General features: G+C 66.9%; 21 protein-coding genes and 1 pseudogene. 13 read left to right on the top strand and 9 right to left on the bottom strand.

Annotated features, from left to right (window positions below; genetic code table 11):
- Positions 1-64: 64 nt before the first annotated feature.
- Positions 65-571 carry a hypothetical protein gene (locus E3N85_RS14630; RefSeq protein ID WP_134464358.1) on the bottom strand — a complete coding sequence of 169 codons (507 nt, stop codon included), beginning with the start codon at positions 569-571 and terminating at the stop codon, positions 65-67.
- Positions 572-860: 289 nt separating this feature from the next.
- Here E3N85_RS14630 and E3N85_RS14635 point away from each other — a divergent pair, with 289 nt between their 5' ends.
- From E3N85_RS14635 to E3N85_RS16390, 3 genes are all read left to right on the top strand, one after another.
- Positions 861-1,499: a multicopper oxidase domain-containing protein gene (locus E3N85_RS14635; RefSeq protein WP_206751248.1), complete on the top strand. Its 639-nt coding sequence runs from the start codon at positions 861-863 to the stop codon at positions 1,497-1,499.
- Between the two features lie 35 nt (positions 1,500-1,534).
- Positions 1,535-3,391 (top strand): gamma-glutamyltransferase family protein, encoded by a 1,857-nt coding sequence (locus E3N85_RS14640; protein WP_134464362.1) that lies wholly within the window; start codon positions 1,535-1,537, stop codon positions 3,389-3,391.
- Between the two features lie 198 nt (positions 3,392-3,589).
- A complete protein-coding gene (locus E3N85_RS16390; RefSeq protein ID WP_166783969.1) occupies positions 3,590-3,760 on the top strand; it encodes a hypothetical protein in 171 nt (56 codons plus the stop codon).
- A 64-nt stretch (positions 3,761-3,824) separates the two neighbouring features.
- Here the strand turns inward: E3N85_RS16390 and E3N85_RS16395 are convergent, their stop codons facing one another.
- On the bottom strand, positions 3,825-3,974 hold the full coding sequence (locus tag E3N85_RS16395) for a hypothetical protein (protein ID WP_166783970.1): 150 nt from the start codon (positions 3,972-3,974) through the stop codon (positions 3,825-3,827).
- Positions 3,975-3,997: 23 nt separating this feature from the next.
- On the opposite strand from E3N85_RS16395, the gene E3N85_RS17185 reads away from it, so the two are divergent.
- Entirely contained in the window at positions 3,998-4,228 is a 231-nt protein-coding gene (locus tag E3N85_RS17185) for a hypothetical protein (protein WP_166783971.1), read from the top strand.
- Positions 4,229-4,502: 274 nt separating this feature from the next.
- On the opposite strand, the gene E3N85_RS14650 is transcribed toward E3N85_RS17185, so the two are convergent.
- Positions 4,503-5,282 carry a gamma-glutamyl-gamma-aminobutyrate hydrolase family protein gene (locus E3N85_RS14650; protein ID WP_134464364.1) on the bottom strand — a complete coding sequence of 260 codons (780 nt, stop codon included), beginning with the start codon at positions 5,280-5,282 and terminating at the stop codon, positions 4,503-4,505.
- A gap of 220 nt (positions 5,283-5,502) precedes the next feature.
- Between E3N85_RS14650 and E3N85_RS14655 the strand changes: the two genes are divergently transcribed.
- The 3 genes from E3N85_RS14655 (at position 5,503) to E3N85_RS14665 (ending at position 7,988) form a co-directional block, all read left to right on the top strand.
- Entirely contained in the window at positions 5,503-6,234 is a 732-nt protein-coding gene (locus E3N85_RS14655) for a PspA/IM30 family protein (RefSeq protein ID WP_134464366.1), read from the top strand.
- Positions 6,235-6,326: 92 nt separating this feature from the next.
- The gene (locus E3N85_RS14660) at positions 6,327-7,160 is read left to right on the top strand and encodes an arginase family protein (protein ID WP_134464594.1); all 834 of its coding nucleotides are present in this window, start codon (positions 6,327-6,329) and stop codon (positions 7,158-7,160) included.
- Positions 7,161-7,199: 39 nt separating this feature from the next.
- Complete coding sequence (locus tag E3N85_RS14665) at positions 7,200-7,988, top strand: crotonase/enoyl-CoA hydratase family protein (RefSeq protein ID WP_134464368.1); 789 nt, start codon at positions 7,200-7,202, stop codon at positions 7,986-7,988.
- 302 nt (positions 7,989-8,290) lie between these two features.
- Here E3N85_RS14665 and E3N85_RS14670 read toward each other — a convergent pair whose 3' ends face one another.
- Positions 8,291-9,274 (bottom strand): diacylglycerol kinase family protein, encoded by a 984-nt coding sequence (locus E3N85_RS14670; RefSeq protein ID WP_134464370.1) that lies wholly within the window; start codon positions 9,272-9,274, stop codon positions 8,291-8,293.
- Between the two features lie 311 nt (positions 9,275-9,585).
- On the opposite strand from E3N85_RS14670, the gene E3N85_RS14675 reads away from it, so the two are divergent.
- Both E3N85_RS14675 and E3N85_RS14680 read left to right on the top strand, forming a co-directional pair.
- Positions 9,586-11,046: an NAD(P)/FAD-dependent oxidoreductase gene (locus tag E3N85_RS14675; protein WP_134464372.1), complete on the top strand. Its 1,461-nt coding sequence runs from the start codon at positions 9,586-9,588 to the stop codon at positions 11,044-11,046.
- A gap of 3 nt (positions 11,047-11,049) precedes the next feature.
- Positions 11,050-11,409, top strand: coding sequence for a Fe-S oxidoreductase (locus tag E3N85_RS14680; protein ID WP_134464374.1), 360 nt, complete (start codon positions 11,050-11,052; stop codon positions 11,407-11,409).
- 163 nt (positions 11,410-11,572) lie between these two features.
- On the opposite strand, the gene E3N85_RS14685 is transcribed toward E3N85_RS14680, so the two are convergent.
- Together E3N85_RS14685 and E3N85_RS14690 are read right to left on the bottom strand one after the other, a co-directional pair.
- Positions 11,573-13,063, bottom strand: coding sequence for a catalase (locus E3N85_RS14685; protein ID WP_134464376.1), 1,491 nt, complete (start codon positions 13,061-13,063; stop codon positions 11,573-11,575).
- A 48-nt stretch (positions 13,064-13,111) separates the two neighbouring features.
- Positions 13,112-13,624, bottom strand: a complete 513-nt coding sequence (locus E3N85_RS14690; protein WP_134464378.1) for a Fur family transcriptional regulator — start codon at positions 13,622-13,624, stop codon at positions 13,112-13,114.
- Positions 13,625-13,731: 107 nt separating this feature from the next.
- On the opposite strand from E3N85_RS14690, the gene E3N85_RS14695 reads away from it, so the two are divergent.
- Together E3N85_RS14695 and E3N85_RS17190 are read left to right on the top strand one after the other, a co-directional pair.
- Complete coding sequence (locus E3N85_RS14695) at positions 13,732-14,040, top strand: MMPL family transporter (RefSeq protein WP_370289352.1); 309 nt, start codon at positions 13,732-13,734, stop codon at positions 14,038-14,040.
- Between the two features lie 14 nt (positions 14,041-14,054).
- Positions 14,055-14,102, top strand: a pseudogene (locus tag E3N85_RS17190) (hypothetical protein); the annotation flags it as partial.
- Positions 14,103-14,162: 60 nt separating this feature from the next.
- On the opposite strand, the gene E3N85_RS14700 reads toward E3N85_RS17190, so the two are convergent.
- Entirely contained in the window at positions 14,163-15,593 is a 1,431-nt protein-coding gene (locus E3N85_RS14700) for an amidase (protein ID WP_134464380.1), read from the bottom strand.
- 76 nt (positions 15,594-15,669) lie between these two features.
- Between E3N85_RS14700 and E3N85_RS14705 the strand changes: the two genes are divergently transcribed.
- Positions 15,670-16,494, top strand: coding sequence for an SDR family oxidoreductase (locus E3N85_RS14705; protein ID WP_134464382.1), 825 nt, complete (start codon positions 15,670-15,672; stop codon positions 16,492-16,494).
- Between the two features lie 99 nt (positions 16,495-16,593).
- Positions 16,594-17,247 (top strand): YigZ family protein, encoded by a 654-nt coding sequence (locus E3N85_RS14710; RefSeq protein ID WP_134464384.1) that lies wholly within the window; start codon positions 16,594-16,596, stop codon positions 17,245-17,247.
- A 106-nt stretch (positions 17,248-17,353) separates the two neighbouring features.
- Here the strand turns inward: E3N85_RS14710 and E3N85_RS14715 are convergent, their stop codons facing one another.
- Both E3N85_RS14715 and E3N85_RS14720 read right to left on the bottom strand, forming a co-directional pair.
- A complete protein-coding gene (locus tag E3N85_RS14715) occupies positions 17,354-17,932 on the bottom strand; it encodes a GNAT family N-acetyltransferase (RefSeq protein WP_134464386.1) in 579 nt (192 codons plus the stop codon).
- Positions 17,925-18,647 carry a uracil-DNA glycosylase gene (locus E3N85_RS14720; RefSeq protein ID WP_134464388.1) on the bottom strand — a complete coding sequence of 241 codons (723 nt, stop codon included), beginning with the start codon at positions 18,645-18,647 and terminating at the stop codon, positions 17,925-17,927. The genes E3N85_RS14715 and E3N85_RS14720 overlap by 8 nt, the downstream gene beginning before the upstream one ends.
- Positions 18,648-18,651 lie beyond the last annotated feature (4 nt).

Consider the following 18,651-nt stretch of genomic DNA (forward strand, 5'->3'; position numbering starts at 1 on the left):
GTACTCGCGGTACTCGCGGTACTCGCGGTACTCGCGGTACTCGCGGTACTCGCGGTACCGAATTTTACGGGGTGAAGAGGCCGGTCCAGACCGCCCGCGATCCCGATTCTCCGATGAGGGCGACGGTTATGACCGAGCCGATGGCAGTCACCAGAACGACCAGGTCCAGAGCGATGTTGACCGTGAGGCGCCCCGTGCGGCTCGGCAGAGCGGATGCGAAACGGGCCCCCGGGGCCGCGATGTAGCGATACCAGGTCCACTGCAGTGCGGCCACGATAAAGAGCGCGATCGCCCACGGCAGCAGTGTACGACCGAGCGACGTGTGCGCACCGAGCAGCAGGGTGACATTAACCAGACGTGATTGCAGCCACTCTCCCGCTTGCACCGCCAGTGGAACCAGCACCAGTGCGGCGAGGGCCACGAGCGGCGTCACAATGCCCAGTCGGCGCCGACCAGCCGGCCAGAACGCGGTGAGCACCGCGCACAGAGCGGCTAGCGGCACCACGATCACGACGGCATGCACGATCAGTACGTGCAGCGGCAGCCCGTTGAATTCCCAATCAAAGTTCATCGTGCGTCTCCACGTCGTCGGACCGGCGCCTCGCTATCAGACCGTGCGGGGTCTGTGACGGGTCGCGCGCGAACTGGTACGCCTGATCATTGCACGATTCGATCCCGCTCGACGCTATTGATCCGGAGTTTCCGGCCGTCGGAATGCGCTCATCGCGTCAGCATTTTTCCAAGGTATGGGTAATGCCGAACCTGTACTTGAGCGCAGCCCGCCGGTGCTCGCCCTGCCCGCACGAGAAGTCATGATGGTTGAGATCGAAGTATCCGTCCGACCACGTCATCGAGCGCCTGTGCGCCGTCTGCGCAACTGGCCACTCGGCGTCGTCGTGGTTGCGGCGGTCCTGACCATCGCCTTCTTTCTGGCGATGTCGGGCCTACTCGGCTACCACGCCCATACCGACGAGGTGGCCGATGACTACGCCGGACTGGTCGGACCGATGGTGATCACCCGCGCCGGTTCCGCCCGGCCCGACGGAACGCCGATCGACGTCGACCGCGAGCTCTTCGTTCAGCTCACGGTCAGCGACGAGATCGCGAGCCCGTATCTGGCTCGAAACATGGACCGGTTCACGACCGACCCGGCGAGCGTCGATCCGGCCAACGAAGAGTTCGGTGAGAGCAACCTCATGCACACCGTCAATGGGTATGTCTTCGGTAACCAGCCGCTGTCCTCGATGACGGTAAAGAGATACCAGCGAGTGCGCTGGTATCTCATGGGCATGGGCACCGAGGTCGACCTGCACACGCCGCACTGGCACGGCAACACGGTCGTTGCCCTCGGTATGCGCACCGACGTGGTCAGCCTGCTGCCGGCCAGCATGATGATCGCCGACATGGTTCCTGACGACGTGGGCACCTGGCTGTTCCACTGCCACGTGAACGACCACATCACGGCGGGGATGCTGACCCGGTACCGGGTCAGGCCGTAACATTTCCCCTCCAGCACTCGTGCGAGGGTAGAAGGGTGACCTATACCGCTCCGAACGTCTTCACCACCCGTCCAACCCTGCAGGGAACGTTCGGCATGACCGCCTCAACGCACTGGCTGGCCACCGCGTGCGCCCAGGCCGTGCTCGAGCGAGACGGCAACGCCTTCGACGCGGCCGTCGCCGGTGCCTTCGTCTTGCACGTCGTTGAACCGCACCTGAACGGGCCGGGCGGCGATATGACCGGCGTGTTCGTCACGGCGAGTGAACCGGATACCCCGCGCGTGTTGATGGGGCAGGGTCCAGCCCCGCAGGCCGCCACCATCGACCACTACCGGTCAGAGGGACTCGACCTCGTACCAGGATCCGGTGCACTCGCCGCGGCCGTTCCCGGCGCCGTCGACGCCTGGCTCCTGCTGCTCCGCGACTACGGCACCTGGGAACTGCCCGAGGTGCTCGCCTTCGCCCTCGGGTACGCGCGCGAGGGACATCCGATACTCGGCCGGGTCGTCGCCACGATCGGCTCGGTCGCAGCGCTGTTCACCGAGCACTGGCCGACCTCCGCGGCGCAGTGGATGCCGAACGGTCACCTCCCCCACGCCGGCGACCTCGTCACCAATAAGGCCTGGGCGACCAGCCTTGCGCGCCTGCTCGCGGCGAGCGCGGACTCGGCCGCCGTCACCCGCGAGGGCCGCATCGACGCGGCCCGGTGGGAATGGCGGGAGGGGTTCGTGGCCCGCGCCATCGTCCGCTTCGGGCGCTCGGCGCACCGGCACTCCTCCGGTACCGACCACGCCGGCGTGATGACCCTGGCCGACCTGGCCGGTTTCGAAGCGAGCATCGAAGAGGCCACGAGCGTTGTGTTTCGTGGCCACACGATCGCCAAGACCGGTGCCTGGGGCCAGGGACCTGCCCTGTTGCAAACCCTGATGATTCTCGATGGCTTCGATGACGAGCGGCTCGACCCGTCGACCGCTCTCGGCGCGCACACCATTCTCGAGGCCCAGAAGCTTGCGATCGCCGACCGCGAGGCATACTACGGCGACGCCAGCGTGCCGCTGGACTACTTGCTCTCGGCCGACTACGCGGCCACCCGTCGGGCGCTCATCACGGATCAGGCCTCGCAGGAGTTTCGCCCGGGCATCGTTCCCGACCATGCGCCCTACTATCCGGTGCTGCGCACCGAGTACAGCACGGCGGCGCTTTCGGAGCAGGGTGCCGGGGCATCCGTCGGTGTCGGCGAGCCGACGGTCGCCGCACCGACTCGGGCCGCAGCAGAACCCGAGGTGCTCTCAACCGGTGAGATGCGCGGCGACACCTGCCACATCGACGTCGTCGACCGCTGGGGCAACATGGTCGCAGCGACGCCGTCTGGCGGCTGGTTGCAGTCGTCGCCGACCATTCCCGAGCTGGGCTTCTGCCTCGGTTCGCGCCTGCAGATGACCTGGCTCGAGCCCGGTGCGCCCTCGGCCCTGACCGGCGGCATGCGCCCACGCACCACCCTGACCCCGACCCTCGTGCTGAAGGACGGCCAGGCGGTGACGGCGCTGGGCTCCCCCGGCGGCGACCAGCAGGACCAATGGCAGCTGCTCTACCTGCTGCGCACGATCGTCGGCGGTTACACGCCGCAGCAGGCCATCGATGCGCCCGCCTTTCACAGCACCGCATTCCCGAGCTCGTTCTGGCCCCGCACCTGGGAGCCTGGCGGCGCGGTGGTCGAAGACCGACTGGGCGAGGCGGTCATCGAACAGCTGGAACAGCGCGGCCACCGCGTCACCCGAGCCGGAGGCTGGGCACTCGGCCGCATCTCGGCCGTCACCCGCGACCCGCAGACCGGATTGCTGCAGTCAGCGGCCAATCCGCGTGGAGCCCAGGGGTACGCAGCCGGTCGCTAGCCCTGTGGAAAATAGCACCGTTTCGCGTTTTCTGCTGTCCCCACGAAGGGGGAGGACATCGACCTGTCTATCCCCAGTACATTGGAGCTATCGAACCGGTTACCAGGGTCGGCGATGGAACGGACAATCGTGAAAATGTTGCAGACAGAGTGCCCAGAATGCCAGCAAATGGTATGGATCACGTCGGATACCCGGTTCGTGACATATCATTTTCTGGCCGACTCCACCAAGGATTGCCCCGGCTCCCGGATGACCGTTCCGGTGCCCCCCAAACAGACTGCTGCGAGCCGCCGACGTGCGCAGGCCGAGCTGCTCGAGTGGGCGCACTCCGCGAACGCGGTGGGCACTGCAAAACACCGGGCCGCCTGACCGCACCGATCGACCCACGAGACGGCGCCGGCCCGATGCTCGGGGCGGCACCGCGTCCTGGTGTTCAACGCCGGGTGCGGTCACACAGCTCGCGGGTCTCCTCCCGCGCATGGATCAAAAGGTCGGCCAGCACCAGGGCCAGGGAACGTGCGCCGGCCTCGGCGTCGTCGGGATGCCGTGCGTCGAGCCACAGGTCCACCTGCGAGGCGATCACGTTCGTCGGCCGCGTTTGGTCGCATGGGCGAGAAACCAGTCGCGGAGGGCGAATTCAGCGGCGGAGAAAACCGGTCGCTCGTAACCGCCGCGCTGCGGGTCGCGGCCGATGTGACTGATCTCCACCAGCAGCCCGGCGACCGTATCGGCGGGTGCGGCGAGGACCGGGACGCCGGAGCGATCGATGACTTTGCATTGCAACAAATCCATAACAAACCGACCGACCAGGATACGATCCGCGCGCAGCGGGAGTAGGCTACATTTTTCTACTTTTTTCAGCCTCTTCTCAGGCCGCACCCCGTACCGTTGCTCACGGAGTTCCCCCACTCCAACGATTGGCCCCGACATATTTCTCACCTCCCCCAGGCGAGAAGTGTCGGGGCTCTTTCGTTCCTGGTCAGTGCTGGCAAAGTGCGGCTGGTGACGCTCGCACCCACGATCACGATCACGGACGACGTTCGACATGGCTGCGCGGCAGCCGGACACCACGATTACTTGCGCCCGCGTGACGCCGGGCGAGCCTCGGACCCTACGCGGCGAGGGCCGCGGCGCCCGGGCGCTCGGCCAGCGCGCGGGCCGCATGCTGCGCGGCCAGGCCGGCCAGGAGCCGAGCCAGCTGATCGGCCGGGGAATCGGGCGCTTCGGGGTGCCACTGCACACCGGTGATCGGTGCGGTCGCGTGTTCGAGGGCTTCGATCAGGCCGTCGGAAGCGTGCGCGGCGGCAACCAGTCCGGCGCCGAGGCGGTCGACGACCTGATGGTGGGCGCTCTGCACCGAGATCTCGACCCGGCCAAGGCTGGCCGCGAGGGTGCTGTCGATGCTCAGGGAGACGTCGTGGGTGGACAGGATTTCATCGATCGGCACGCCGATGTTCTTGTGGATGCCGTCGTCGATGTGCTGGATGAGGGTGCCGCCCAGGGCGACATTGATAATCTGCAGGCCACGGCAGATGCCCAGCAGCGGGGTGCCGAGCGCGAAGGCTCGCTGCACGAGGGCGATCTGGCCCTCGTCGGCGGTGGAGAAGTGCGCCGTCTCCCCCTCGTAGCCTGAGCTGCCGCCGTAGAAGTGGGGTGTGACGTCTTCGCCGCCGACGATGACGACGGCATCGGCATCCGCGGTGATGCGCAGTAATTCGTCGGCCGTGACGTCGGCAGCGGCGACCCGTGTGACGACCCATCCGGCCGTTTCGGCGTCGGCGACGACGCGGGAATTGAGCACCTGCACCTTGGCGTGATAGGCGGGACGGTCGGGACGCGCCCCGGTGACCTCGACGACGGCGAGCATGCGGTTCGTGAATTCTTCGTTCATGCCGGGCTCCCGTCGGTATCGATCCTGCTGCGCTGTTTCCATTGTGGGCGGCGCGGGTGTAGCACGCGAACCGCCCTGTAACACTGGGCAATGTCCCCTCGTCGCGGATTTTATGAGGTTCCCAGACTCGGGACTGCCGGTCACCCTAAGCTTTGAGCATGCACGCACTTTCCTGGCGAATTTCCTGGGCCAGGTCGACTCTCCTGGAAGGGACACCCGAATGACCAAGCAGTCCATCTTCGGCCGTATTTCCCAGCTCGCGAAAGCGAACATCAACGCAATCCTCGACTCGGCGGAAGATCCCGCGAAAATGCTCGACCAGATGGTGCGCGACTTCTCGAGCAGCATCGCCGACGCCGAAAGCGCGATCGCCGAGACCATCGGTAACCTGCGTCTGCTCGAAGACGACTACCGCGAAGACCAGGAAGCCGCCGTGGAGTGGGGCGACAAGGCCCTCTCCGCAAGTCGCAAGGCCGATGAGTTGCGGACGGTCGGCAATGCCGCCGACGCCGACAAGTTCGACAACCTCGCGAAGGTTGCGCTCGGCCGTCAGCTCACCTCCGAGAAGGAGGTCAAGACCGCCGAACCACAGATTCAGGCGCAGACCGCCGTCGTCAACCAGCTCAAGACCGGCCTGAACGCCATGAAAGAGAAGCTGGTACAGCTCACGAACAAGCGCGCCGAACTGATCGCGCGCTCCAAGACCGCCAAGGCGCAGGCGCAGGTGATGGACGCCGTCAAGAGCATCGACATGATGGACCCGACCAGCGAGGTCAACCGCTTCGAAGACAAGATCCGTCGCGAAGAAGCCCGCGTACGCGGTGCCCAGGAACTCGCCGCGTCGAGCCTCGACGCCCAGTTTGAAAGCCTCGATGACCTCGGCGAGCTCACCGAAGTGGATGCCCGCCTCGCAGCCCTCAAGGCAGGCTCGACCGCCGCGCTGGAGCGCTAACCGGGGCAGGTGACCGGCAGTATCCGCGGCGGCAGAATTCGCTTCTGGCGAAGCGGATACTGCCGGCCTTGGTCGCTGCGCCATACTGGGGTATGGCTCCCATCTTCGTTGTAGTACCGCAATGGCAGGGTTCGATTTCTCCGCGTGCGATGCGCCTGGTCGACGGAGCCGCGGCTATTCAGGGCGACCTGCCCTTCTCGGCCACGCGCCTGGTCGATGTGCCGGTCGAGGCCGGTGATGCACTCGATACCGGCGTGCACCGGTTCTCGGCGATTCAACAGGTGCGCGAGCGCCACACCAGGGTCCTGAACGACACCACCGACTGGGCCCTGTCCATCGGCGGTGACTGCGGGATCGCGCTGGCTGCGGTCGAACACGCGGCACGCACACATCCGGGCGACCTGGCCGTCGTCTGGTTCGACGCCCACCCCGACCTGCACACGCCCGAATCGTCGCCGTCGGGCGGGTTCTGCGGCATGGCCCTGCGCGCGATCAGCGGCGAGGGGCCAACCGAACTCGAGCTGGCACCAGCGAGCAGCGTGCCCCTACACAACGTCGTGCTGGCCGGCATTCGCGACGTCGACGACGCCGAAGACCTGCTGCTCCAAGAGCTCAGTCTGGTGAGCATGTCGTGCTCCGAGCTGACCGACCCGGCCGCGCTCGTCGCGGCCGTCGCGCAAACCGGCGCCAAGCACGTCTTCGTACACATCGACCTTGATGTGCTCGACCCGTCGGCGCTCATCGGTCTCAACAATCTCATTCCCTTCGGCCTGAGCGTGGCCGATCTCGGCGGCGCGATTACCGCGCTACGCGCCGAGTTCACCCTCGCCGGCGCGACCATCACCGGGTTCGCACCCGCCTCGCCCGAAGCGGCGACCGACGACCTGCCGAGCATCCTGCGCATCATCGGTGCCCTCACGCGCTAGCCGCTCCCTGTCTGCGCATCTCGAACCAATGGAGACCCCATGACCGACCAGCCCCGCATTCTCACCGAACGCCGCGGCCATGTTCTGCTGATCGGGTTCAACCGGCCCGATAAACGCAATGCCGCCGATTTCTCCCTGCTGCAGCAACTGGCGCTCGCCTACGGTGAGCTCGACCGCGACCCCGGGCTGCGCGTCGGTTTGGTCTACGCGGTCGGCGAGCACTTCACGGCTGGACTCGACCTCGCCGATATCGGCCCCCGGCTTGGCCCGAACGGGATCGAGATGGTGCCGGAGGGCGGCATCAACCCGTGGCAAGTGGATGGCGAATCCCTCACCAAGCCCGTCGTCGTCGCCGTGCAGGGCACGTGCCTCACCCTCGGCATCGAGCTGATGCTCGCGAGCGACATCGTCGTCGCCGCCGAATCGACCCGGTTCGGCCAGATCGAAGTCAGCCGGGGCATTTTGCCGTTCGGCGGCGCGACCATTCGTTTTCCACGCGCGGCTGGCTGGGGTAACGCCATGCGGTGGCTGCTCACCGGCGAGCTGTTCGATGCCGCCGAGGCGCGCCGCCTGGGCCTCGTGCAAGAAATCGTGCCAGACGGCGCTCAGTTCGACCGAGCCCTCGAACTCGCCGAGAAGATCGCCGCGCAGGCTCCGCTCGCTGTCGCGGCCACCCTCGCCAACGCGCGCCTGGCCGAGCGCGACGGAGCGGCATCTGCTGAGGCAGCGCTGCAGCCCGCGCTGGCCCGCCTCGCCGCGACCGAGGACTCCCGCATCGGTATGCAGGCCTTCGTGACCCGCACCCCCGCCGTCTTCGTCGGCCGCTAGCCCGCCCCAGCCCCGGCCCCGGCCCCGGCCGACAAGTACCTGATCGCGCTCCCGGGGTTGGCCGTCACTGGGCGCTGACGCTAACGAGGGAATTGCCCGAGATCGGCCAACACTGTCATGACAGTATCGACAACGTGACGCTTAGCCAGGAGCCGAAAATGACCACCGGTCGCCGGCCTCAAACCCACCGGAGCGGGAGCGCGAGGTGAGCGCGCCCATCCGTCGTCTGGCGGCATATACGTAGTCCCGAACCCACAACTGCACATGCACGATCACGCACACGGGCGTGGGCGTGGGAGTCGTCACGAGCTCGGCGGAAGCTTGATGGTCAGGCCGCCCGGGTCCACCCGGACGTGAAATTCCAGAGCTGCCCCGAAACCGTCGCCATCGAGTTCGATCTGCTCCGCGTGTTGCAGCCGGACACCGAGTTCGGTGGCCCTCACGTAGCGCAGCGCGCTGACCTCCCTGGTCATCAGGGCGCGACCGGCCTTCGTTCGTCGAAGGACTCCGTTCTCCCAGATCACCTTGACAAAAATTTGCACCCAGCCCACGATTCCCTCCGGGCGCAGCAGCGCGATATCGAACTCCCCATCGTCGACGGCAGCGTCGGGCAGCAGAACGATGTTCGATGGCAGGGAACCACAATTGGCGACAATGATGGTATGCGCCCGAGTTGCGCGGGAAGGACCGCGGTCAAGGGCGTAGTGAAACCGCAACTCGTTCTTGTCGCGCAAGGTCAGGGCGAGTGCTGTCACATAGGCCAGCCAGCCGGCCTTTTTCTTCAGGTCGTCGTCGGTGTTCGCCAGCATTTTCGCGTCCAGACCCAGTCCGGCCATGACCAGGAACACGTGATGCGACGTGGCCCTGTCTGCACGAGTGATCTCGATTAGCCCCAGATCGATTTTTCGGTCGACACCGGTAAAGGCGGTGTGCACGGCGAGTTCGATATCGTCCAGGCTGAGGTCGAGATTGCGCGCCAACAGGTTGCCCGTTCCAGACGGCAGCAGCGCCATGGGAATGGATCCGCCTTGAAGGCCCTCGGCGACGGCGCGAACGGTGCCGTCTCCACCGGCAACGATGACGACCGAAGCGCCCGACTCGAGGACCTCCTTCGCGCGACCCTGCCCCGGGTCATCCTCGCTCGTGGGAAGCCACACGGTTTCATCCCACTTATTCGCTTCCTCCTCCTGCGCGACGACGGAGGCAATCGCATCCAGATCAACCTTGATCGGATTGTAAATAACCGCAGCGCGCTGTCGTTTTGCTGCGGACGTTGCGTCTCTCATGATGAGCTCGAAGGCTGTTCGACCGAGAAGCCATCCGGTCGAGTGCTGAAACGGAGCGCCTCGGGCATCGGATACAGGGCGGGAACTATCACCTGAGCTAACATGCAGGCACCCTAACCGGCTTTAAACCGCAGGGTCAGAATATGCCGTAGGTTCGAGCCGCCAAGCAAACGTTCATATACTGCGTGAGAACGACAGGGTAGGCTGCTCAGATTCAACATCTCGGCGTCCCGACCGCAGTGACCACGCGGCCGGGCAGCAATGGCTGGCACAGCGTGGACCAGCAAATACACCCTCAGTCAGGAGATTCAATGTCGAGTCAGAGCTACGACGTCATCGTGATCGGCGGCGGCGCTGTCGGAGAGAACGTCGCGGACCGCACCGCCCAGGGTGGCCTGCGCACGGTCGTCGTTGAAAACGACCTCGTCGGCGGTGAGTGCTCCTACTGGGCCTGCATGCCGTCGAAGGCTCTGCTGCGAAGCGGCGCCGCCCTCGCCGCGGCCCGTCGGGTACCGGGCGCCGCCGAGGCCGTCACCGGAACCATTGACGTGCGCGCCGCCCTCAACCAACGCGACTCCATTACCAGCCACTGGAAAGATGATGGCCAGGCGAAATGGCTCGAGTCAGCCGGCATTGCTCTGGTACGTGGCCATGCCCGCCTCACCGCTGTGCGCGAAGTCACCGTGACCGGCGACGATGGCACCGTGACCGTACTGACCGCCACGCACGCTGTCGTCGTCAGCACCGGCTCGGCGGCGGTGCTGCCCGACATTGACGGCCTGAAAGATGTCGAACCGTGGACCAGCCGTGACGCAACGAGCGCCAAGCAGATTCCGCCACGCCTGGCCGTGATCGGTGGCGGGGTCGTCGCCGCGGAAATGGCCGCGGCCTATGCGTCACTCGGGTCGTCGGTGACCGTGATCGCCCGCAGTGCCCTGCTCGGCGGGCAGGAACCATTCGCCGGTGAGCTCGTCACCGCCGCCCTGCGAGAGAACGGTGTGACCGTGCTCGTCGGCCCGTCCACGACCAAGGCACACCGTGACACCGACGGCACGGTCATTCTCTCCCTCGATGACGGCACCATGGTCGCATCCGACACGGTGCTCGTGGCCATTGGACGCCTGCCGCGCACGCACGACCTCGGCCTCGACACGGTCGGCCTCGATGCAGACGACCGGCTCGCCGTCGATGACACGCTCCTCGTGCAGGGCGACTCCCCCGCGCTGGCCGGCGACTGGCTCTATGCCACCGGCGACGTCAACCACCGGGCTCTGCTCACCCACCAGGGCAAATATCAGGCTCGGGCGGCCGGCGACGCGATCGTGGCCCGGGCGGCCGGCTCGGTGGTCGACGATGCACCGTGGGGCGCGCACGTGGCGACCGCCGACCACGCCGCGGTGCCGCAGGTGACTTTCACCGACCCGGAGGTTGCCTCGGTGGGGCTGACCGCGGCGGCCGCTGTGAAAGCGGGGTTTCGTATCCGCATTCTGGATTACGACCTGGGCAACCTGGGCGGCGCCGCCGTGCTGGCGGTCGGCTACGTTGGCAAGGCGCGAGCGGTGGTCGATCTGGACCGCGAGGTCATTCTGGGCGCCACCTTCGTCGGGCAGGACGTGGCCGAGCTGCTGCACTCGGCCACGGTCGCCATCGTCGGCGAAGTGCCGATCAACCGGCTGTGGCACGCGGTGCCGAGCTACCCGACCCTGAGCGAAGTCTGGCTGCGACTGCTCGAAGCCTACGGTCGCCCCGGGTTCACCGACGAGGCACGATAGGGCATGCGTCGCTTGCTCTTTGATTCATTCGTGAGCCGGACCGGGTACCTCTACGCGACCGCGGTCGGATTGGTCTGGGGCTCAATCTGGAGCACCGGTCGCGTCGAGAAACGGGCCGGCCTGTTCGTGTTTCGCGGCATGCCGTCTTGGACATTCGGTCGCGGCGGCTCGTGCGTGGGCGGCTGCTACCTCACCAATGCCAACGTCACGACGGATGTGCTCGAGCACGAGGCCGTGCACAAACGCCAGTGGGAGCGGTTCGGCCTGGTCTTTCCTCTGCTGTACGCGGTCGCCGGGCGTAATCCGCTCAAAAATGGCTTCGAGATCGAGGCTGGCCTGAAAAAGGGCGGCTACCTCCGGTAGCTCGGTGCGCGCATAACTGCGGTGATTGTCGCCAGATCACGCCGATTCGTCTCACATCTCGGCGACCCGCGCCAATCTCCGTGGGGTGTACACGATCCGGGAACAGACACCGCCCGGCCTGCGTGCAGGCCGGGCGGTGTCTGTGTTCCGTGGTGCGCTGGTGCTACTGCGCGGCGACGTACTCGGCGTCGACCGCGGCGGCCTCGGCGAACACGGCCAGGTTCGCGCGCAGCTTCGCACCGAGGTCGGCGTCAACGCTGGTCCAGTACCAGATTGCCCGCTCGGTGACCTCGGCGCGGGTCACGCCGCTGATGGCACCGGTGATGGTGTCGAGCAGGCGCGCCTTGGCGGCATCGTCGTAGACCTCGCGGTACAACGTTCCGGCCTGGCCGAAATCGCTGTCTTCGCTGCGTAGGGTTGCGGCGGCACGCAGCAGCGTTCCGTCGCCTTCCCACGCGCCCTCGCCGGCAGCGGCCGGGTCGGCGACGGGGCCGCCGAGGGAGTTCGGCGCGTAGTTCGGTTCGCTCGGTGCGTTGTAGTGGTGGCGCTGCGCGCCATCCTGCGAATAGTTGTTGACCGGGCTCTTCGGCGCGTTCACCGGCAACTGCGCAAAGTTGGTACCCACGCGGTAGCGCTGCGCGTCGGGGTAGGAGAAGATACGCGCCATGAGCATCTTGTCGGGGCTTGCCGCGATGCCGGGCACGAAGTTGGCCGGCGAGAACGCTGACTGCTCGATCTCCGCGAAGAAGTTCTCCGGGTTGCGGTTGAGGGTGTGGGTGCCAACCGGAATCAACGGGAAGTCGGCGTGCGGCCAGACCTTGGTCACGTCGAACGGGTTGAACCGGTAGGTGTTGCCCTGCTCGTACGGCATGACCTGCACGGACACGTTCCACGACGGGAAGTTGCCGGCGGCGATGGCGTCGGACAGGTCGCGACGGTAGTAGTCGGCATCCGCTCCGGCGAGGAGTTCGGCCTCTGAACCTTCCATCTCGACGTTGCCCTGGTTGGATTCGAAGTGGTACTTCACCCAGAAGCGCTCGCCCGCGGCGTTGATCCACTGGTAGGTGTGCGAACCGAAGCCGGGCATCTCACGCCACGAGCGCGGCAGGCCGCGGTCGCCCATGAGGTACGTGACCTGGTGGGCTGACTCCGGGGACAGGGTCCAGAAGTCCCACTGCATGGTCGCGTCGCGCAGACCGGTACCCGGCAGACGCTTCTGTGAGTGGATGAAGTCGGGGAACTTCATGCCGTCGCGGATGAAGAAGACCGGGGTGTTGTTACCGACGATGTCGTAGTTGCCCTCGGTCGTGTAGAACTTGACCGAGAAACCGCGCACGTCGCGCCAGGTGTCCGGACTGCCCTGCTCGCCGGCGACGCTGGAGAAACGCTGCAGGGTCGGTGTGACCGTGCCCGGCTGGAACACGGCGGCGCGGGTGTACTTCGAGACGTCGCCGGTGACGACGAACTCGCCGTGCGCTCCGCCGCCCTTGGCGTGCACGATGCGCTCCGGGATGCGCTCGCGGTTGAACTGGGCGAGTTTCTCGACCAGGTAGCGGTCGTGCAGCGCGGTGACGCCGTCGGCGCCAACGGTGAGGGAGTGCGCGTCGCTGGCGACGGGAGTTCCCGTTTGGTCGGTAGTGGGCTTGCTAGTCATGGTGCTCCTTGATAGTGCATCAGCAACGCGAGGTTGTCGGAGAGAAAGTTAGGGATGGAAGGTATCGGTGTGCTCGGCGGGGCGGCTCGTGGTGTCGAGCTGGCACTGTGCGCAGAGGCCCCAGTAAATGACCTCGGCGGCCCGCACGTCGAAGCCGAGCACATCCGCTGGGGTGAGGCAGGGGGCGTGGCCGACGGCGCAGTCCACGTCGTGCACCACGCTGCAGCGGGTGCAGACGATGTGGTGGTGGTTGTCGCCGACCCGGCGCTCGAACAGGGCGGGCGAGCCGGCCGGTTCGATCTTGCGTACGAGCCCAGCGGCGGTGAACGAGGCGAGTACACCGTAGACCGCCTGCAGCGAGGTGCCCGGCAGGTCCGTGCGCACCGCTCCGAACAGGGTGTCGGCGTTGGAGTGCGGCCGATCGGTGAGGGCCCGCAGCACGGCCAGACGCGGCGCGGTCATCTTGAGACCGGCCGAGCGGATGCTGACTTCGAGCAGACCAGCGTCGGCCGCGGCCAGGCGGATTCCTCCGTCGTCGTCTCTCGCATTGGTCAAGGTCATGCTTCGACCCTAACATTTGTTTTGACTAACTCAAAACAAATTGCGCTCTGGCACGGATTATCTGGCTGGTTTGGGTAGCTGACACCAAGGATCTGCTCATTGTTAGCGTGCTCGGCACCTTCTTCGCCAGCCTCGGCGCCTCCAACCTGATCTTTCAAAATCTGCTTGGCTTTGCCGCGTTCGATACCAACGTCGTGTTGTTCGCTTTTCTCTTCCTCGTGGCACTCGGTGTGGACTACAACATCTTTCTGACCGCTCGCGCCCGCGAAGAAGCCCGGCGCTACGGCACCCGGGAGGGAATGGTGCGGGCGCTCTCTTCGACCGGCGCGGTGATCACGAGCGCCGGCATTCTGATTGCGGCCGTTTTCGCCGTACTCGGGTGCTGCCCGTCGTCGCCCTCACCCAGATTGGTGTGATCGTCTGCATCGGGGTGCTGCTCGACACCCTCGTCGTGCGCATCGTTCTCGTGCCGGCCCTGGTCTTCTTGGTCGACGACCGGTTCTGGTGGCCGTCGCGGCCGGTGCGCCGCCAGCCGGAACTACGCCGCCTCGGGCGGCACCCGGTCCTGCCAGCGGATGCGGCGTTCCAGCTGCGCGCCGAGCGAGAGCAGGGTGGCTTCGCCGCCCGGGCGGCCGATGAGCTGCACGCCCATCGGCAGGCCGTCGTCGGTCTGATGCACCGGCAGCACGATGGCCGGCAGGCCGCTCACATTGATCATCGAGGTGAACGGCGTGTACTGCACCTGCTGCGCGAAGTTCACCTCGGCGTCGTGCGCGTCGTACCAACCGACCGGGCGCGGCGTCAGGGCCATGGCCGGGGTGAGTACGGCATCGAACCTCGACAGCTGGTGGATGAATGAGCGCTCGAACGCGGTCAGCGCGGCGAGCGCCTCGGCGAGGTCGCGCGCGCTGAGGGCACGGCCCCGGGCGAGCAGCCACTGGGTCAACGGCTCGAGCAGGTCGATCTCGGCCTCGGTCTCGGCGGGGATGCTCGCCGCTCCGGCCTGCCAGATCGTGCGGAAAGCCGGCACGTAACTCGGGTCGGGCGCGAGCGCCGTCTCTTCGAGACCGTGGTTCAGCGCGGCGAATTCGGTGACGGCACGGGAGAGGGCGTCCTCAGCTTCGGGTGCGAGCGCAATCTCGTAGTCGTTGTCCCAGGCCGAGGTGGTCATAACGCCGAGCTGAAAACGCCCTTCGCCGCGCACCGCCGCCGCCAGCAGCGGCGTCTCCTCGCCCGGGGCCCGCAGGGCGTAGTGGTGGTCGGGGTGACCGTCTCTGGGCGCGATCATGGCGTCGAGCAGCAGGGCCGCATCCGCTACCGTGCGGGCCAGCGGACCGCCAACCGGGAGGCCGCCGAGCTTGTCGATTCCGGAGGCGGCCGGAACGCGCCCGCGGCTCGGCTTGAGGCCCACCAGCCCGCAGGCGGCAGCGGGAATACGAATCGACCCGCCGCCGTCGGAGCCCGGCGCGAACGGCAGGAGCCGGGCGGCGACGGCGGCGGCGGCGCCGCCGCTGGATCCGCCGGCTCCGAGCGCAAGGTTCCACGGGGTGCGGGCCTGCGGGGCGGCGCGGCTTTCGGTGTACGAGGCGAGCCCGAATTCGGGTGTGTTGGTCTTGCCGAGGCTGACTCCCCCGGCGTCATCGAGCGCCTGTACGAGGTCATCGGATTCGTCGGGCACATAGTCGGCAAACAGACGCGACCCGAACCCGGCCCGCACCCCGGCGCGCAGGTGCAGGTCTTTGTCGGCGAACGGAAGTCCCCAGAGCGGCGCGGTACGCGGCATCCGCTCCTCAACGTGTCGAGCCCGAGCCCGGGCGGCATCCGCGGTCACGGTGACGAAGGCACCGAGGGCTGGGTTGAACTTTTCGATGCGGGCGAGGTAGTGCTCCACGAGCTCGCTCGGGCTGATGTCGCTGCGCTGCAGGGCCTGCCATTGTTCCAGGGCGGTCAGTTCGTGTGGGTCAGCCATGTCCCGAGCCTAGTTCGACGAGACCGGGCGGCGAGCCGACTAGGTCATGCGCACTCAGGAACGCTAGCCTCAAGCCATGAAGAGCGCTCTGTACAATCCCATCGGTACCACCGCGCTCATCACCGGAGCGTCGAGCGGACTCGGCGTCGGATATGCCCACGAGCTTGCCCAGCGCGGCGCGGACCTCGTGCTCGTCGCCCGCCGGCAGGCGCGGCTGGAGGCGCTCGCGGTCGACCTGGCCGAGCAATACGGCACGGTCTCCACCGTGATTCCGCTTGATCTCAGCAGAGCGGATGCCGTCCCCGAGCTGGTCTCCGACCTGCGCGAGCGGGCGATCACCATCGGTACCCTCGTCAACAACGCCGGCTTCGCTACCTTCGGCACGGTTCTCGACTCCGACCAGGCACGGGAGACGGAGCAGGTCGCCCTCAACGTGCACGCACTGACCGCGCTGACCCATGCCTTCCTGCCCGATCTGGTCGAGACGGCCTCGCTGCATCCGCACACCGCGGCGCTCGTGAATCTGGCGAGCACAGCAGCGTTCCAGCCGGTGCCGCGCATGGCGGTCTACGGGGCGACCAAAGCCTACGTGCTCAGCTACACCGAAGCGGTCAGCTACGAGACCCGCGCGAGCGGCCTCAAGGTCACCGCGATCTGCCCGGGCCCCGCCGACACCGAGTTCTTCGAGATCGCCCAGACCAGCGGCGGTAGGAAGGGCACGCCGCTGACCGTCGACGAGGTCATGCGTGCCTCCTTCGCCGCCCTCGACCGGTCGGTGACGCCGTCGGTCGTGCTGGTCGGCGCGCGCAACGCGCTGCTCGCCCGGATGGCCAGCATCTCCCCCCGGCGCGCCGTGCTCAACGCGGTCGGGCGAATGAACACGCCACGCGCCACCAGGTAACGAACTCCATCCCTGGCGAAGATACCGATCGCTGCCCCGGCCCCGGCCGGTCTTCTGCTGCACGGGGCACCGATCACGCGGATGCGCGAGACTGGACGCATGCCCGATCTCACTTTGCACGGCGGCGTCGGCAGCCGTGTTGATGCCGAGATCGAAGTGAAGCGATCTAGATTTCTGTGCCGCCTGGTCAGAACCGAGACAGAGGATGCCGCGCGCGCTGCGATCGACGACGCACGTAGGGCGCACTGGGGCGCTCGCCACCACTGCTCGGCATTCGTGCTCGGGTCATCCGGCGCTCCCGATCAGGTGCGTCGGGCGAATGACGACGGTGAACCGTCGGGAACTGCGGGGCGACCCATGCTCGAGGCGCTGTCCGGGCGAGGTTTCGTCGACTGCGTGGCCGTCGTCACCCGCTACTTCGGTGGCACACTTCTCGGTGCTGGCGGCCTGGTTCGCGCCTACTCCGAGGCTGTTCTCACCGCGATCGACGCGGCCCAGTCCCTGGGGCTGGTGGTGGAGCGCGCACGCCGTGAACTGTTCACGCTCGCCCTGCCCCACGCGGATGCCGGTCGCATCGAGGCCGAGTTGCGCCAGCGCGGAGTGCTCATCCTGGGTACGCATTATGGGCTCGACGCGGTGCTGAAGATTGCTGATGACGACGCGACGCGGCTCGCCGCGATCGTCGCCCGGGTAACAGCCGGAACCGCGGAACTGGAGGCCCTCGGCCACGAATGGGTCGACGTCGAACGGTAATCAACGGCGATACGTCATCACGTGCTCCTGTGGCGCCCACGGGCGTTCTTGTGCAGCGGGGGTCGGGGCGCACAGATCGCTGGGCACGCACGCCGGCGCGGCGGCGCTACTTCAGGCTTTTTTGCAGCAGAATCGTGCCGAGCCAGCGCTCGAACTTGAACCCGACCTTGCCCATGCGGCCGATCTCGTCGAAGCCGAAGTCGCGGTGCAGCTTGATCGAGGCATCCGCTCCCTGGTCGGCGATGACGGCGATGATCTCTTTCAGACCAGCCGCCTTGGACTGTTTGATCAGCTCGCCGAGCAGCTCACGGCCAAGACCTTTACCGGTCGACGCTGCGCCGAGGTAGATCGAATTCTCGACCGTGAATCGGTAGGCCTTCTTCTGCTTCCACGGGCTGACCAGGGCATACCCGAGAATCTGACCGGCCGGCGAGACGGCGACGACGAACGGCATGCCCTGCTTGTTCAGGTAGTAGAACTTGTCGCGCCACTCGGTGAGCGTCATTGCATCTTCGTCAAAGGTGACGGTGCTGTTGGCGACGTAGTAGTTGTAGATCTCGCGAATGTGCGGCAGGTCCGTGGCGCGAACCTCGCGCAACGTGTATTCGAACGGTGCCTCGACCGCGACTTCCGGCCGCAGATGGCGGGGCAGCCGACGACGAGTCTCGTATTCTTCCTCAAGCACCGGGCACTCCCCTTTCTGGTTGGTTCCAGATTACCGGAAGAGCCCACTGCACCGATGCCGCTCCCTGCACGGTGAGCAGCCGGTTGGCGCTGCTGAACGGCCGGGAGCCGAAAAAGCCGCGGCGGGCTGAGAGGGGGCTCGGGTGCGCTGATTCGATGACGGGCGTGTCGCCGAGCAGGGACCGAAGCGCGCCGGCATCCTTGCCCCACAAAATCGCGACGAGCGGATGCCGCCGCCGCACGAGAGCACGGATCGCCTGATCGGTCACGCTTTCCCAGCCGTGGCGGCGATGCGATCCGGCCGCGCCGGCCCGCACGCTGAGCACCCGGTTGAGCAGCAATACCCCCTGGTCGGACCACGCCGAGAGGTCGCCGTGCTCGGGGCGCGGCAGGCCCATGTCGGCCCCGAGCTCGGTGTAGATGTTGCCAAGGCTCCGCGGCACGGGCCGCACGTCGGCGTTGACGGCGAAGGCCAAACCGATCGGATGCCCCGGCGTAGGGTACGGGTCCTGTCCGACGATGAGCACCCGCACGGCGTCGAACGGTTGCCGAAACGCGCGCAGCAGGTGCTCCGGCGCGGGCAACACGGCGTGGCCGGCCGCCCGTTCACCCGCCAGAAAATCGCCCACCCGGGCCAGGTCGTCGGCCACGGGGGCGAGTGCTCTCGCCCAGCCCGGGTCGATCTGCCCGGTCGCCGCGAGCGCATCGAGGTTCACGAGC

The sequence above is a fragment of the Cryobacterium sp. Hz9 genome (assembly GCF_004402825.1).
Taxonomy (GTDB): domain Bacteria; phylum Actinomycetota; class Actinomycetes; order Actinomycetales; family Microbacteriaceae; genus Cryobacterium; species Cryobacterium gelidum.

Bases quoted from the DNA above. Each gene is read 5' to 3' on its own strand.
- E3N85_RS14630 (WP_134464358.1), bottom strand. From the start codon at position 571: ATGAACTTTGATTGGGAATTCAACGGGCTGCCGCTGCACGTACTGATC.
- E3N85_RS17185 (WP_166783971.1), top strand. From the start codon at position 3,998: ATGGGCGAGAAACCAGTCGCGGAGGGCGAATTCAGCGGCGGAGAAAAC.
- E3N85_RS14650 (WP_134464364.1), bottom strand. From the start codon at position 5,282: ATGAACGAAGAATTCACGAACCGCATGCTCGCCGTCGTCGAGGTCACC.
- E3N85_RS14655 (WP_134464366.1), top strand. From the start codon at position 5,503: ATGACCAAGCAGTCCATCTTCGGCCGTATTTCCCAGCTCGCGAAAGCG.
- E3N85_RS14660 (WP_134464594.1), top strand. From the start codon at position 6,327: ATGGCTCCCATCTTCGTTGTAGTACCGCAATGGCAGGGTTCGATTTCT.
- E3N85_RS14665 (WP_134464368.1), top strand. From the start codon at position 7,200: ATGACCGACCAGCCCCGCATTCTCACCGAACGCCGCGGCCATGTTCTG.
- E3N85_RS14670 (WP_134464370.1), bottom strand. From the start codon at position 9,274: ATGAGAGACGCAACGTCCGCAGCAAAACGACAGCGCGCTGCGGTTATT.
- E3N85_RS14675 (WP_134464372.1), top strand. From the start codon at position 9,586: ATGTCGAGTCAGAGCTACGACGTCATCGTGATCGGCGGCGGCGCTGTC.
- E3N85_RS14680 (WP_134464374.1), top strand. From the start codon at position 11,050: ATGCGTCGCTTGCTCTTTGATTCATTCGTGAGCCGGACCGGGTACCTC.
- E3N85_RS14685 (WP_134464376.1), bottom strand. From the start codon at position 13,063: ATGACTAGCAAGCCCACTACCGACCAAACGGGAACTCCCGTCGCCAGC.
- E3N85_RS14690 (WP_134464378.1), bottom strand. From the start codon at position 13,624: ATGACCTTGACCAATGCGAGAGACGACGACGGAGGAATCCGCCTGGCC.
- E3N85_RS14700 (WP_134464380.1), bottom strand. From the start codon at position 15,593: ATGGCTGACCCACACGAACTGACCGCCCTGGAACAATGGCAGGCCCTG.
- E3N85_RS14705 (WP_134464382.1), top strand. From the start codon at position 15,670: ATGAAGAGCGCTCTGTACAATCCCATCGGTACCACCGCGCTCATCACC.
- E3N85_RS14710 (WP_134464384.1), top strand. From the start codon at position 16,594: ATGCCCGATCTCACTTTGCACGGCGGCGTCGGCAGCCGTGTTGATGCC.